Below are 13,731 nucleotides of genomic sequence, written 5' to 3' on the forward strand. Positions count from 1 at the left end.
CTGAAGGAATGGAGTGGGGCGAGCGCGGCGCCCGCTTCAGAAAAAGACCCAGTCCCGGTTGCTGCGCGGGAGGCTGGTGAGGGTGCTGCGCAGCGCCCGGATGGCGCCCGCTGCGGCCGCAATGGCGGCAATGCCCAGGATGATCAACATGGTGTTTCCTTTCTTCGCACGATTGTGCGAAATTGGGGCATAAAAAAACAAGAGGTCTCCATGGCACACCACCGCGTCTCAGAGGCTGGGAGTTTTTTAGCCGTGCCCGAAAGGTGCGTCAAAACACCCCGGCTCTAGGCGCAAAGCGCAGCCATAGCTCGGGCTATGGCGAGCATTTGCAACGACGAGCTGGGGTGTTTTGGCGTGCAAGGCGGACATGGATAAAAGACTCTCAGTCTCTCAGGCGGGGGAGGGGAGGTAACTCTTGACGAGGCGCGCCCAGGACGCCTCGGTGCGCTGCGCCGCCTGCGGATCGCGCAGGAAGCGAACGTCGTGCAACAGACCCATGATCAGGGAATACATCTCGGCCACCAGCTGGTCGGGCGGCGTGTCGGGGGGCAGGTGCCCGGCCTCGATGGCCTGCAGCACCGTGCGGCGCAAGGCGGCGCGCCAACGGGTGATTTCGGAATGCAGCAGGTCGCGCAGCTCGCCCTCGCGGTCGTCCAGCTCGAACGCGCCAGCGGTATAGATGCAGCCGGTGAAAGCCTCCACGTCGCGCGTGCGGGCAATCCAGCGGCGCATGATCTCCTGCAGGCGCGGCAGGCCCTTGGGGTGCTGCATGGCGGGCACAAACACATCGGCCAGAAAGCGGCGGCCAAACTCTTCGATCACCGCCTTCTGCAGCGCCTCGCGCGAGCCGGCACGTGAGAACACACCGCTCTTGGACAGCCCCACGCGGTCGGCCACAGCCTGCAGCGTGATCGACTCCAGCCCCTCGGCCGCAGCCAAGTCCAGCGCCGCGCCGACAATGGCGGCGCGGGTGAGTTCTGCTTTCTGGGTTTTGGCGTCCATGGGGCGAAATTTAGCACGAATGTGCGAAATGCGCATTTCACCCTGCTGTCAACCGGGTGACGGGGGTGGCTGGCCTGCACCCCGTGCCACTGGTACGCTGCGTCGCCATGGAGACAATACACACAACCCCGCCCTACATCCCCCAGATCCGCCTGTACCAGAACTGGCTGCGCGACCAGCACGGCCTGCAGTTCGACAGCTACGACGCGCTGTGGCGCTGGTCTACCACCGAGCTGGATGCGTTCTGGCAAAGCGTGTGGGACTACTTCCGGATCGAGTCGCCCACGCCCCACACCGCCGTTCTGGGCAAGAACACCATGCCCGGTGCACAGTGGTTCCCGGGTGCCCAGGTCAACTACGCGCGCCAGGCGCTGCGGCATGTGGATGCGGCGCACGCTGCGGGCCTGCCGGCCATCATCAGCCGCAATGAAAAGGGCAACCACCGCGAGCTGACCTGGCCCGCGCTGCGCCGCCAGGTCGCGTCCCTGGCGCTGCACCTCAAGGCGCAGGGGCTTGAACCCGGCGACCGCGTGGCCGCCTACCTGCCCAACGTGCCCGAGGCCATGGTCGCCTTCCTGGCCACGGTCAGCATCGGCGGGGTGTGGAGCATCTGCGCACCCGACATGGGCACGCATGCGGTGCTCGACCGTTTCCGCCAGATCGCACCCAAGGTGCTGATTGGCGTGGACGGCGTGAGCTACGGGGGGCGCGACCACGACCGAACCGCTGTGCTGGCCGAGCTGCGAGCGGCATTGCCCAGCGTGCAGCACGCGGTGCTGCTGGGCAATCTGGATGCTTCTGTTTCGATAGCTGGTTGGGCAAGCTGGACGGGCGCAACGGCCCGAAATGACGCTGAAACCACGGCGTTCGAGCCCATGTGGCTGCCGTTTGACCACCCGCTGTGGATCGTCTACTCCAGCGGCACCACCGGCCTGCCCAAACCCATCGTGCACGGCCACGGCGGCACGGTGCTGGTGGCGTTGCAACTCAAGGTGCTGCACAACGACATCGGCTGCAGCTACGAGCCCAACAGCTTTGGCGAGCGCTACCACTGGTACAGCTCCACCGGCTGGGTGATGTGGAACGCGCAGCTCAGCGGCCTGCTCTCGGGCACCACCTGCGTGATCTACGACGGCAACCCCGGCGGCAGCAAGGAGAACCCCGACTGGGGCGTGCTGTGGCGCTTTGCGGCCGAGACGGGGGTGACCTTCTTCGGCGCGGGCGCGGCGTTTTTTGCCAACTGCATGAAGGCGGGCATCACGCTCGCGGACTATGGCGACTTGACGCGCATCCGCGCGCTGGGCACCACGGGCTCGCCGCTGTCGCCCGAGGTGCAGGAATGGGGCACGGGGCAGTTCGAGGCCATTGGTACGCACGATATCTGGTGGAACAACATCTCGGGCGGCACCGACTTCTGCGGCGCATTCATCGGCGGCAACCGAGAGATGCCGCAGGTGCCCGGCGAGATGCAATGCCGCATGCTGGGCGCTGCAGTGGAGTCGTGGGATGCGGAAGGCCGCCCCGTGCAGGACGCGGTGGGTGAGCTGGTCTGCGCGCAGCCGATTCCGTCGATGCCTTTGTTTCTGTGGGGCGACAAGGATGGCAGCCGCTACCTGTCGAGCTACTTCGACATGTACCCCGCAGGCCACGGCCGCCAGCCCGGCGGTGGCGACGGCCCCGCCGCGATGGGTGCGGTCTGGCGCCATGGCGACTGGCTCAAGATCGGCGCCAATGGCGGCTGCGTCATCTACGGCCGCAGCGACGCCACCATCAACCGCCACGGCCTGCGCATGGGCACGAGCGAGATCTACAGCGCGGTGGAGGCGCTGCCCGAAGTGCTCGACAGCCTGGTGGTGGACCTGGAGTACCTGGGCCGTGAAAGCTACATGCCGCTGTTTGTGGTGCTGCGCCCGGGCTACGCGCTGGACGATGCCCTGCGCGCCCGCATCAACGGCGCCGTGCGCACGGCCTTGAGCCCACGCTTTGTGCCCGACGACATCTTTGCCGTGGCCGAGGTGCCGCGCACGCTGAGCGGCAAGAAGCAGGAGCTGCCCATCAAGAAGCTGCTGCTGGGCCAGCCCATCGAAAAGGTGGTGAACAAGGACGCGATGGCCAACCCGGGGTGTCTGGACTGGTATGTGGCGTTTGCGGCGCAGCGGGCTGAAAAGCTACAAAATGCATAGCTATTCAGGCATGCTGGACGCGCGGTAACGGCCATTTCTGCTTGAATTTTTGCATGGCCACGCTTTTGAATCAGGCCCCAGCCACTCGGGCACCAGCGGCGCATCGGTGTGGCTTCCTCTCCCGCGAGGGGAGAGGGAGTATTCAGGAGCGCCATGACCGAGCGGGGCGGTAGACGGCTGCCCCGCCCCTCGGTCTGTCAACCGTCCGTCAATCCAGCTTCGCCCCCGACGCCTTGATCAAGCGCTCCCACACCGGCCGCTCCTTGGCAATCGCTGCGGCGAAGAGCGCGGGCGAGCTGCTCTGCACATCGAACCCCATGGCCGCAATGCGCTGGGCCACATCGGGCAGCTGCGTGGCCTTGCGCACCTCGTCGGCAATGCGCTCCAGGATGGCGGGCGGTGTGCCTGCGGGCGCGCCAAACGCCAGCCAGCCCGCCACGCGGTAGGCCTCGTCGTTCAGGCCCTGTTCGGCCAGGCTGGGCACGTTGGGCAGCGTGCCCATGCGGCGCTCGCCGCTCACGCCAATGGCCTTGAGCTTGCCCGCCTCGATGTGGGGCTTGGCCTGCAGCGCGCTGGCAAACGCGATCTGGATCTGGCCGCCCAGCAGGTCCTGCACCATGGGCGCCTCACCCCGGTAGGCCACGTGGCTCATGTCGGCATTCTGCGTGAGGCTCATGTACGCCCCGGCCAGGTGCGGGTAGGCGCCCGTGCCGTACGAGCCATAGGCCACCTTGCCCTTGTTCGCGGCCACGTACTTCAGCAGCTCGGGGCCGGTGGATACGGGCACGCTGGGGTGGGCCACCAGCACCAGCGGCGCAATCGCGATCTGGTAGATGGGCGCAATGTCCTTCTCGGGGCTGTAGGGCAGCTTGGTGTAGAGGAACTGGTTGGTGAGCATGGAGTTGCTCAGGCCCAGCAGCAGGGTGTAGCCGTCGGGCGCGGCCTTGGCCACCGCGTCGGTGCCGATGATGCCGGCCGCGCCGGGCTTGTTGTCGATGACCATGGGCTGGCCCAGGCCCACGGCCATCTTTTCTGCCAGCACCCGCGCCAGCACATCGGTGGCGCCACCTGCGGCAAAGGGCACCACGATCTTGATGGGCTTGTTGGGGTAGGCCTGCGCAAAGGCCGACGTGCCGGTGAAGGCAGCGGCCAGTGCAGCGGCGCCGAGCCAGGTGCGGCGGGACATCAGGGGGTGGAAGGGCATCGGTTTGTCTCCTGTCATGGTTATCAAAATTTACTCAGCGGGCTCCGCATGCATGGTGGCGGGCCGGTGCCTGGCTGTCACGCCATGGGCTTATGCGGTCTGGGGGCTCCCTGCGGCGGGGGCGGTGGTGATGCGCACGGTCAGGGGCAGAGGCGCAAGCACCTCGCGCAGGCGGGCGGCCAGTGCGTCTGCCTGCGCACCGGGGGGGACGGTCACGCGCACCGCGTTGTCGCCTTCGGGCTGCACCTGGGGGCGGGGCTGGCCTGCGGCTTCGGCGGCACACACGCCATCCACCAGCGCCTGCACCGTGTGGCAGGCGGCGCGCTGGCGCAGCTCGGGCTTGTAGATCTTGCCCACGTTGGTCACGGGCATGGTCTCCAGCACCTGCACCCAGCGCGGGCGGGCCACGGCCTCGTCCACACGTTCGGCGGTGAAGGTCAGCAGTTCGGCCTCGGTCACGGCCTGTGCACCGGGCACCAGCGTGGCGTAGACCACGGGCAGCTCGCCCGCATAGGCGTCGGGCGCACCCACGGCGGCAGCAAGCTGCACGGCGGGGTGGGCGCCCAGCGCGTCTTCGATCACCTTGGGGTCGATGTTATGACCGCTGCGGATGATGAGGTCCTTGGAGCGGCCGCTCAGGTGCAGGCGGCCCTGGTCGTCCACAAAGCCCAGGTCGCCCGTGGCCAGCCAGCCGTCGGGCGTGAACGCCCTGGCCGTGTCAGCCGCGTCCAGAAAACCCGAGAACAGGTTGGGCGACTGGAACAGCACCATGCCCGGCTGGCCGGGTGGCAGGTCCTGGTCCGACGCATTGCCCTGCGCATCCAGCGCCACCACACGCAGCTGGGTGTACGGCAGCCGCCAGCCCACGCAGCCTGCGGGCGCGTTGACGCCGGGCGGGGTGATGGTGGAGATGCCCGCCATCTCCGTCATGCCCAGGCTTTCGTGGATGTGCAGTCCAAACAGCCGCTCAAACCGCGCCGCCAGCTCGGGCGCCAGGATGGCCGCGCCCGTGCGGCAGTAGCGCAGCGTGGAAATGTCGGCGCCGTTCAGCGGCACATTGGCCAGCGCAGCCAGCACCGTGGGCACGGCAGACAGGTAGGTGCAGCGGTAGCGCTCCACCAGCCGCCAGTAGTTGGCAATCACCTCGCGGTTGCGGAACAGGCCGGTGGTGGGGATGATGGTCTCCACCCCCGCCGACAGTGCCGCCAGCGAGCCCGGCAACACGCCCGCCACATGGAACAGCGGGTAGCCGTTGATGCCCACGTCCTGCGGCGTGATGCCCTGCATCTGCACGCTGCCCCAGGCGGTGAACACCTGCGCGCCGTGGCTGTGGCGCGCGAGCTTGGGCGCGCCGGTGGTGCCACCGGTGTGGAAGTACGCAGCAATGTCGGTGGATGCAATGCGGCGGCCGCTCACCAGGTGGTCGCCAGGGTGCTGGTGGCGTTCGGCCAGATCCACCACACCGGCAGGCAGCGGGCCCGCCACTCCGGGGGCTTCCGTGTGCGGGGCCACACGCAGCACGGTGGTGAGTGTGGGCACCAGGGCGCGCAGGCGCAGCGCCTTGCTCCAGTAGCCCACATCACCTTCGCCGCCATAGGCAATCAGCACCCTGGCACCCGCCAGGGTCATCATGGCCGCGATTTTCTCGTCGGTGAGCATGGGGTTGAGCGGCTGCACGATGCCCGCCGCCTCGCCACCCCACAGGGCCAGGTGGTATTCCAGGCAGCCGGGCAGCAGCACGGCCACGGCATCCTGCGGCCCCACGCCCATGTGGTGCAGCAGGTTGGCCGTCTGGTGGATGCCGGTGAGCAGCTGCGCATACGACCAGCGGATGGGTTCGGCGGCAGGGTCGGCCGTGGGCAGAAAGGTGAGTGCCGTCTTGTCGCCAAACGCCGCTGCCGCGTTCAAAAAAATTTCGTAGGTGCTCTGCACCGGCAGTGCCTCGGCCAGGGGCCGGGCTTCGAGCTGCTGCACGTCCTGCAGGCTGCGGATGGGGGCGGACCGGGTGAACGGGGGGTGGAGACGGGGAAGCAGTTGCTGAGCAGGGGTCGTGGCCATGGACGCATCAGGGGGAGCAGAACAGCCATTGTTGTGGCGACAGGATTTCTTGACAATCCCATGAAGCATTGACACTCTGTATGAAAAATTTTGACAAACCGTCGGCTGCCGACCGCCTGGACCTCTCGGCCCTGACCCTGCTGGTGGAGATCCTGGACGCAGGCAATCTCAGCCTGGCGGCACGCAAGCTCAAGATGAGCCGCGCCAACGTGAGCTACCACCTCGCCCAGCTCGAAAAGTCGGTGGGCGTGCAGCTGGTGCGCCGCACCACGCGGCGTGTGGAGCCCACCGAGGTGGGGCTGCGCCTGTACGACCATGGCCGCAGCATCGTCAACGAGATACTGGCCGCGCAGGAGACCATTGCCACCCTGGGCAAGAGCCTGCAGGGCCGCGTGGGGCTGAGCATGCCCGTGGGCTATGGCCAGGTGGTCATGGCCGGGTGGCTGATCGAGTTCAAGCGCCTGTACCCCGGCATCCTGCTGGAGGTGATGTTCGAGAACCGCGTGAGCGACCTGGTGCGCGAGGACGTGGATATCGCCATCCGCATCATGACCGAGCCCCCGCCCGCGCTGGTGGCCCGCCCGCTGGGGGCCGTGCGCTATGTGGTCTGCGCCTCCAGCGACTATGCCCAGGTGCAGGGCCTGCCCCGGCAGCTCAGCGACCTGGGGGCGGTGCCCCTCATCTCCGCAGGGTTCATCGGCCGCGAGCTGCGCGTGGCCGCCTACCGCAACGGCCAGCGCGAGGAAGTGCTGCCCCGGCCCACGCTGCTGTCCGAGAACATGCTGTTCCTGCGCGACGCCGTGCTGGCGGGCCTGGGCGTGGGCCTGATGCCCGACTACGTGGTGCAGGACCTGGTGGACCGGGGCCAGCTGGTGACCGCGCTCGACGACTACCGCCTGAGCGTTTTCGGTACGCAGATGTTCTTGCTCTACATGCCCAACCGCTACCAGACCAGCTCGGTGCGCACGCTGATCGATTTCATCCTGGCCAAGGTGGGCGAGGGCCGCACGGCCCACCCCGGCGGCGCGCCCATAATGCCGCTGATGTCCACTGCGCGCACCCCAGCGCCCCTTTCATGAACACACCCAACCCCCCCAAACGTTTTTCGATGATCCGTGAATTCCACCTGGCGGACTGGTTCACGCTGGGCAACGCGTTTTGCGGCGTGGGGGCCCTGTTCTCGGTGATGTCGTACCTGGAGACCGGCGACATCGTGCACATCTACTTCGCCTGCGCCCTGGTGCTGGCCGCGCTGGTGTTCGACGTGCTCGACGGCCGCATCGCCCGCTGGCGCCAGAAAAGCTCTGCCATGGGCCGCGAACTGGACTCGCTGGCCGACGTGATCTCCTTCGGCGTCGCCCCGGCCATCATCGCCTACGGCTGCGGCATGCAGGGCCTGTACGACCGCATCGTGCTGGCCTACTTCGTGGCCTGCGGCGTCTCGCGCCTGGCGCGCTACAACGTCACCGCCGAAACGCTGTCCGAAGGCACGGGCAAGGTGAAGTATTTCGAGGGCACGCCCATCCCCACCTCCATCGTGCTGGTGGGCCTGATGGCGCTGGCGGGATCCATGGGCGCGGTGCGCGAGCACCTGTGGTTTGGCAAGGTGCTGATCGGCGGCTTCACGCTGCACCCGCTGGTGCTGGTGTTCGCGGTGTCGGGGTCGTTGATGATCAGCCGAATCAAGATTCCGAAGTTTTGATTGCTATAAAATTAGTAGCTAAAATTTAATACGGTTGCGCGCAGACGGCCTTTTTTCTTTGTACTTCACGGTGCAGTTGACCTCCGGTTGACCAGCACAATGCCCGCCGCCACCAGCACCAGGGCCACCACCAGCCCGGGCGTGACCGGCTCACCCAGCCACCAGGCGCCAAACAGCAGGGCGAACACGGGGGTGAGAAACACAAACACCGAAATCTTGGTGGCCGGGTAGTGCGCCAGCATCCACATCCAGGCCAGGTAGCTCACAAACGCCCCCACCAGTGCCTGCGCCAGCAGCGAGCCCCAGGCAAACGCGCTGAACTGCCAGACCCAGGCCTCACCTAGCCCCAGCGAAAGCACCGGCAGCACCGCAGTGCTCACCGCCACTTGATAGAAAAGTTGCTTGGCGGGGGCCACACGCGCCAGCGGCGTGGTGCGGATGACCACCGTGGTCAGCGCCCACATCAGCCCGGCTGCCAGCCCGAGCAGATCGCCCAGCCAGGCCTGGGGCAGGGCGGCATTGGCAGGGCCCAGCAACCCGTCCCCCAGCGCCAGCCCCACGCCCACAAACGCGGCGGCCAGGCCCAGCCACTGCCAGCCTTGCAACCGCTCGCCGGGGATGAAACGCGGCAGCAGCAGTGCCACCCAGAAGGGCGAGGCATACAAGAACACCGTTAGCCGCGACGCACTGGTGTACTGCAAGCCCAGGTAGATGCACACGAACTCGCCTGCAAACAGCGCACCGGCCAGCAGCCCGGCGCGTGCGGCCCCGGCGGGCTCTGCCGCGGCCGACAGCCGCACGCCACGCCACAGGCACCACACAGCCACCGCCACCGTGGCCAGCGCAAAGCGCACAAAGGCCTGGAACACCGGAGCCACCTCGGCCACCGTGGCCTTGACCAGCACCTGCTGGAAGCCCCAGAACATGCAGCAGGCGAGCAGCAGGGAGATGGCGAGGGCGTCGAGGTGGGTTTTGCGGGCGGAAGGCATCGGGGGATTATCAAAGGGGTGCTGCGCCCGAGTGGTCGCCTGTGTGGCGCGGCCGGTTGCAACCCTGCTTTTGCGCACCCATAGCGCCGGAACAGGCGCTTACACGGGCCCACGGTACACTTTGCGCCTTCTGAAACAGCTTCCCGCACCCCTTTCCACGCCCTCCATTCATGGCCCTTACGACGGCGGCCCAGGCCCGCACCAGCTTTGACCTCAAGAGCGCCTCGCTGCCCGTGGTGGCCGTGTTGCTCAAGACCACCGACGCCGCGCAGTTTGCGGCCGATCTGGCCGAGCGCGTGGCCGATGCCCCGGGCTTTTTCGACAACGACCCGGTGCTGATCGACCTGGCCCCCGTGCGCGAGGCCGAAGCGCCCATCGATTTTGTCGCCATCGTGGCCGAGCTGCGCCGTCACAGCACCCTGCCCGTGGCCGTGCGTGGCGGCAGCCCCGCCCAGATGGAGGCGGCACGCACTGCAGGCCTGGCCGCAGCGCCCGACGCGCCCCCCGTTCGCGCCGAGGCACCCGCGCCGGTGCAGGAGGTGGTGCGCGAGGTGATCCGCGAGGTCGAGGTGGAAGTGGTGCGTGAAGTCCCGGTGCAGGTGCCCATGCCCGGCCCCGGCACGGTGGTGGTGGACAAGCCCCTGCGCTCCGGCCAGCAGGTGTATGCGCGCGGCGCTGACCTGGTGGTGATGGCCGTGGTGAGTTTTGGCGCCGAGGTGATTGCCGACGGCAACATCCATGTCTATGCCCCGCTGCGTGGCCGCGCGATTGCCGGTGCGCGGGGCAACACCGAAGCCCGTATTTTTTCGACCTGCCTGGAGCCGCAACTGGTTTCCATCGCAGGCATCTACCGCACCACCGAGACCGAACTGCCCGCCGACGTGCGTGGCAAACCCGCCCAGGTGCGGCTGGAGGGCGAGAAGCTCCTCATCGAGCCGCTGGCCTGACACAGACGGAACCCCTCTTCATTCGTATCAACCCCACAGAGAATCAGCAACACATGGCCAAAATCGTCGTCGTGACCTCCGGTAAGGGTGGCGTGGGCAAGACCACCACCAGCGCCAGCTTCGCCTCCGGCCTCGCCCTGCGCGGCCACAAGACTGCCGTGATCGACTTTGACGTCGGCCTGCGCAACCTGGACCTCATCATGGGCTGCGAACGCCGCGTGGTGTATGACCTGATCAATGTGATCCAGGGCGAGGCCAACCTGAACCAGGCCCTCATCAAGGACAAGCAGTGCGACAACCTGTTCGTGCTGGCCGCCAGCCAGACGCGCGACAAGGATGCGCTGACGCAAGACGGCGTGGAGAAGATCCTCAAGGACCTGGCCGAGATGGGTTTTGAGTACATCGTGTGTGACTCCCCCGCTGGCATCGAAAGCGGCGCGCTCATGGCCATGCACTTTGCCGACGAGGCGCTGCTGGTGACCAACCCCGAGGTGTCCAGCGTGCGCGACTCCGACCGCATCCTGGGCATGCTGGGCAGCAAGACCAAACGCGCCATCGAAGGCGGCGAGCCCATCAAGGAACACCTGCTCATCACACGCTACAACCCCAGCCGCGTGGAAGACGGCCAGATGCTGAGCCTGGAGGACATCCAGGACATCCTGCGCATCAAGCTGATCGGCGTGATCCCGGAATCGGAAGTGGTGCTGCAGTCGTCCAACCAGGGCACGCCCGCGATCCATTCGCAAGGCAGCGATGTGAGCGAGGCCTACAAGGATGTGATCGACCGCTTTCTGGGCGCCACCGACAAGCCGCTGCGCTTCATCGAGGCGGAAAAGCCCGGTTTCTTCAAACGCCTGTTCGGGAGCAAATAAGCCATGGCTTCTTTCCTCTCCTTCCTGCTCGGCGAAAAGAAAAAGACGGCCAGTGTGGCCAAGGAGCGCCTGCAGATCATCCTGGCACACGAACGCAACGGTCGCAATGCCTCCGAGCCCGACTACCTGCCCGCGCTGCAGCGCGAACTGGTGGCTGTGATCTCGAAGTACGTGAAGATCAACCCCGAAGACCTCAAGGTGCACCTGGAGCGCCAGGACAATCTGGAAGTGCTCGAAGTCAAGATCGAGCTGCCGGATACGGTACGTTGAAGCGCTGCGCGTCAAGTGCCGTGCGAAAGGCCCTGCCATGCTGTCTCATGTGTTCATCGGCGTGAACGACTTTGACCGGGCGATGGCGTTCTACAGCCCCGTGCTGGAGCGCCTCGGGCTGGTGCTGCGTTTTGCCGAGTCCGATCGCCCCTGGGCCGGGTGGCAGACCCCCGGGGTGGCCCGCCCACTGTTCCTTGTCGGCCGGCCCTTTGACGGTCAGCCCGCCGCGCCGGGCAACGGCGCCATGAACGCGCTGCTGGCTGCTGACCGTGCCACGGTGGACGCCGTGCACGCGCTGGCCCTGCAGCATGGCGGCCGCTGCGAAGGCCCGCCCGGCCTGCGGCCCGAGTACCACGCGAACTATTACGGGGCGTACTTTCGCGACCCGGAGGGCAACAAGCTCTGCGTCTGCTGTCACAGCGACGCCTGAGCCTGCGGAACCGCTGTTGTCAGCGCGCGTGTTTGGCGAACTTGCCCGCAAACGCCTGGGCGATGCTCAGCCCGCGCTGCCCGGGTACCACCGTGGCGGTCTGTCCGGCGGCGATGGTGCCGGGCCGCTCCACCGCCAAGTAGTAGCCACAGCAGCCTGCCACCGCCATGGCGCGGCCTGCCTGGACAAAGCCCATGATGGTTGTGAACTTGAAACAGGGCTCGCGTGGGGCCGTCACGCGCAGCACGCAATCGGGGAAATGCCACTCGTCGCCCACAAACACATCGTGCTCCAGCGGGCCGTCGATGGTGAGGTTCTCGCCCACGAAACCCGGCGGCAGTGCCTCGTCAAACAGACTCACCCCACGCTCGCGGCGCTGGGTCTGCCAGAACGCGTAGTGCGCGGCAGGGTAGGCGTACACCGCCTTGGACAGGCCGCCGTGCACGCTCAGGTCGGCCTGCTCGTCGCCTGCCAGGCCCAGCGGGCCCACGGCCACGGGGCCGGTGGCGGGCGCTTTGCCGATGGCGCTGAGGATGGAGCGCTCGCCCATCTTCAGGCGCCGGGCTGTGCCGATATTCACGTGGCGCACCACCACGGGGGCGGTGGTCACAGCGGGTGCTCGGTGTAGAACTTGCCGCCGTGGTACAGCAGCGGCGATGCGCCTGCGCGGTGCTCGCAGCGCTCCACCTCGCCCACGAAGATGGTGTGGTCGCCCTCCTTGTACTGGCTGCGGTTGAAGCACTCGAAGGTGGCGGCGGCACCGGCCAGCAACGGGGCGCCGCTGATGCCGGGGCGGTGCTCCAGCCCGGCCCAGCGGTCGATGCCGCGTGTGGCAAACCGCTCGGCCAGCGTTCGTTGGTCTGCGGCCAGCACATGGATGGCGTAGTGTGAGCCATCGGCAAAGGCGGGCATGGAGCTGGCGCCGTGCGACAGGCTCCACAGCACCAGCGGGGGCTCCAGCGACACCGAATTGAACGAGCTGGCCGTGAGCCCCACCAGCTCACCCGCCGCGTTGCGGGCGGTGACGATGGTCACGCCCGTGGCAAACATGCCCAGCGCATTGCGGAACTCGCGCGTGGAAAAGCTCGGGGGCAGGGCAAGGGCGGGGCGGGGGTGCGAGGGGTTCACGAAGGGCGGCGCCCGCAGGGGCAGCAATGGGGCAATGGAAGGGAGCAACTATTATCAGGCGGCTCCCACCACCGCGCTGTTGCGGGGTTTACTGGTTCCACTGCATGGCCGTCCTTCCTACCTTCACCACCCTGGGCTCGGGCCCCACCGTGCTCATGCTGCACGACGCCGACGGCGACCACCTCACTTTCGCCCCCCAGGTCGAGACCCTGGCCACCGCCGGTTACCGTGCCGTAGCCTGGGACATGCCCGGCTATGGCCGCAGCGCCCCCGTGGAGCCCTACACCTTCAAGGCGCTGGCGCAGAGCTGCCTGGCCTTGATCGACGCGCTGCAGGGCGGCCCCGTGGCGTTGGTGGGCCACGGCATGGGCGCCATGGTGGCGCTGGAGGCCGCTGTTCGCGACCCGTCCAAGGTGCGCCGCCTGGTGCTGTGCGCGGGTGGGCCTGCGCTGGATGCACAGGCGGTGGAGGACTGGGTGGCGCCCCGCCTGCGTGCCCTGGAGGCGCTGGACGCAGGTGGCAGCATGGAGCAGCTGGCGCAGACGCTGGTGCCCCAGTTCATCGGTACCGGCGCATTGCCCGAAGGCGTGCGGCTGGCCAGCCATGCGCTGGCCCAGGTCTACCCGGGGGCCTATCGGCGTGCGCTGGCGGCCCTGCCCACGTTCGACCGGGGCGCCGCCGCCCTGGCGCAGCTGACCATGCCCGCCCTGCTGGTCGGTGGCGACCTGGACCGCTGCACGCCGCCGGTGGCCCTGGAAGCCCTGGCCCAGGTGCTGCCCGATGCGGCAACGCTGCGGCTGCCCCATGTCGGGCACTGGCCGCAGCTGGAGGACCCCGAGGGGTTTGACGCTGCGCTGCTGGACTTTCTGGCCCGGCGCCGCTGGCTGCACTGACCAGCGGGTGGCTGCCGCCCGGGCAGGGACCGGCCGCTGCGTGCTGGCATGAT

The 13,731-nt window shown here is 67.5% G+C and carries 14 protein-coding genes; 8 read left to right on the plus strand and 6 right to left on the minus strand.

Annotation, left to right across the window (positions count from 1 at the left end):
• Nucleotides 1–390 precede the first annotated feature (390 nt).
• On the minus strand, nucleotides 391–1,002 hold the full coding sequence (locus tag CBY09_RS12900; protein WP_094290006.1) for a TetR/AcrR family transcriptional regulator: 612 nt from the start codon (nucleotides 1,000–1,002) through the stop codon (nucleotides 391–393).
• A gap of 107 nt (nucleotides 1,003–1,109) precedes the next feature.
• On the opposite strand from CBY09_RS12900, the gene CBY09_RS12905 reads away from it, so the two are divergent.
• A complete protein-coding gene (locus CBY09_RS12905) occupies nucleotides 1,110–3,185 on the plus strand; it encodes an acetoacetate--CoA ligase (RefSeq protein WP_094290213.1) in 2,076 nt (691 codons plus the stop codon).
• A 208-nt stretch (nucleotides 3,186–3,393) separates the two neighbouring features.
• On the opposite strand, the gene CBY09_RS12910 is transcribed toward CBY09_RS12905, so the two are convergent.
• Together CBY09_RS12910 and CBY09_RS12915 are read right to left on the minus strand one after the other, a co-directional pair.
• Nucleotides 3,394–4,389, minus strand: a complete 996-nt coding sequence (locus CBY09_RS12910; RefSeq protein ID WP_094290007.1) for a Bug family tripartite tricarboxylate transporter substrate binding protein — start codon at nucleotides 4,387–4,389, stop codon at nucleotides 3,394–3,396.
• A gap of 90 nt (nucleotides 4,390–4,479) precedes the next feature.
• Entirely contained in the window at nucleotides 4,480–6,447 is a 1,968-nt protein-coding gene (locus CBY09_RS12915; protein WP_094290008.1) for an acyl-CoA synthetase, read from the minus strand.
• A 116-nt stretch (nucleotides 6,448–6,563) separates the two neighbouring features.
• Here CBY09_RS12915 and CBY09_RS12920 point away from each other — a divergent pair, with 116 nt between their 5' ends.
• Nucleotides 6,564–7,526 (plus strand): LysR family transcriptional regulator, encoded by a 963-nt coding sequence (locus CBY09_RS12920; protein WP_094290214.1) that lies wholly within the window; start codon nucleotides 6,564–6,566, stop codon nucleotides 7,524–7,526.
• Nucleotides 7,523–8,149 carry a CDP-diacylglycerol--serine O-phosphatidyltransferase gene (gene pssA, locus CBY09_RS12925; protein WP_094290009.1) on the plus strand — a complete coding sequence of 209 codons (627 nt, stop codon included), beginning with the start codon at nucleotides 7,523–7,525 and terminating at the stop codon, nucleotides 8,147–8,149. Before CBY09_RS12920 ends, pssA begins: the two co-directional genes overlap by 4 nt.
• Before the next feature lie 65 nt (nucleotides 8,150–8,214).
• Here the strand turns inward: pssA and CBY09_RS12930 are convergent, their stop codons facing one another.
• On the minus strand, nucleotides 8,215–9,138 hold the full coding sequence (locus CBY09_RS12930) for a DMT family transporter (protein WP_094290010.1): 924 nt from the start codon (nucleotides 9,136–9,138) through the stop codon (nucleotides 8,215–8,217).
• A gap of 170 nt (nucleotides 9,139–9,308) precedes the next feature.
• On the opposite strand from CBY09_RS12930, the gene minC reads away from it, so the two are divergent.
• The 4 genes from minC to CBY09_RS12950 are packed head-to-tail and all read left to right on the plus strand — an operon-like array spanning nucleotide 9,309 to nucleotide 11,657.
• Nucleotides 9,309–10,085 carry a septum site-determining protein MinC gene (minC, locus tag CBY09_RS12935; RefSeq protein ID WP_094290011.1) on the plus strand — a complete coding sequence of 259 codons (777 nt, stop codon included), beginning with the start codon at nucleotides 9,309–9,311 and terminating at the stop codon, nucleotides 10,083–10,085.
• A 53-nt stretch (nucleotides 10,086–10,138) separates the two neighbouring features.
• Nucleotides 10,139–10,957 carry a septum site-determining protein MinD gene (minD, locus tag CBY09_RS12940; protein ID WP_063462148.1) on the plus strand — a complete coding sequence of 273 codons (819 nt, stop codon included), beginning with the start codon at nucleotides 10,139–10,141 and terminating at the stop codon, nucleotides 10,955–10,957.
• Between the two features lie 3 nt (nucleotides 10,958–10,960).
• Nucleotides 10,961–11,227, plus strand: a complete 267-nt coding sequence (gene minE, locus CBY09_RS12945; protein WP_056163087.1) for a cell division topological specificity factor MinE — start codon at nucleotides 10,961–10,963, stop codon at nucleotides 11,225–11,227.
• Between the two features lie 37 nt (nucleotides 11,228–11,264).
• Complete coding sequence (locus tag CBY09_RS12950) at nucleotides 11,265–11,657, plus strand: VOC family protein (RefSeq protein ID WP_094290012.1); 393 nt, start codon at nucleotides 11,265–11,267, stop codon at nucleotides 11,655–11,657.
• Nucleotides 11,658–11,676: 19 nt separating this feature from the next.
• On the opposite strand, the gene CBY09_RS12955 is transcribed toward CBY09_RS12950, so the two are convergent.
• Nucleotides 11,677–12,267 (minus strand): MOSC domain-containing protein, encoded by a 591-nt coding sequence (locus CBY09_RS12955; protein ID WP_094290013.1) that lies wholly within the window; start codon nucleotides 12,265–12,267, stop codon nucleotides 11,677–11,679.
• Nucleotides 12,264–12,785, minus strand: a complete 522-nt coding sequence (locus CBY09_RS12960) for a flavin reductase family protein (RefSeq protein ID WP_094290215.1) — start codon at nucleotides 12,783–12,785, stop codon at nucleotides 12,264–12,266. The genes CBY09_RS12955 and CBY09_RS12960 overlap by 4 nt, the downstream gene beginning before the upstream one ends.
• A gap of 104 nt (nucleotides 12,786–12,889) precedes the next feature.
• Between CBY09_RS12960 and CBY09_RS12965 the strand changes: the two genes are divergently transcribed.
• Entirely contained in the window at nucleotides 12,890–13,678 is a 789-nt protein-coding gene (locus tag CBY09_RS12965; RefSeq protein ID WP_094290014.1) for an alpha/beta fold hydrolase, read from the plus strand.
• The last annotated feature ends 53 nt before the right edge of the window (nucleotides 13,679–13,731 follow it).

It is taken from the genome of Acidovorax kalamii (assembly GCF_002245625.1).
In the GTDB taxonomy this organism is placed as follows: domain Bacteria; phylum Pseudomonadota; class Gammaproteobacteria; order Burkholderiales; family Burkholderiaceae_C; genus Acidovorax; species Acidovorax kalamii.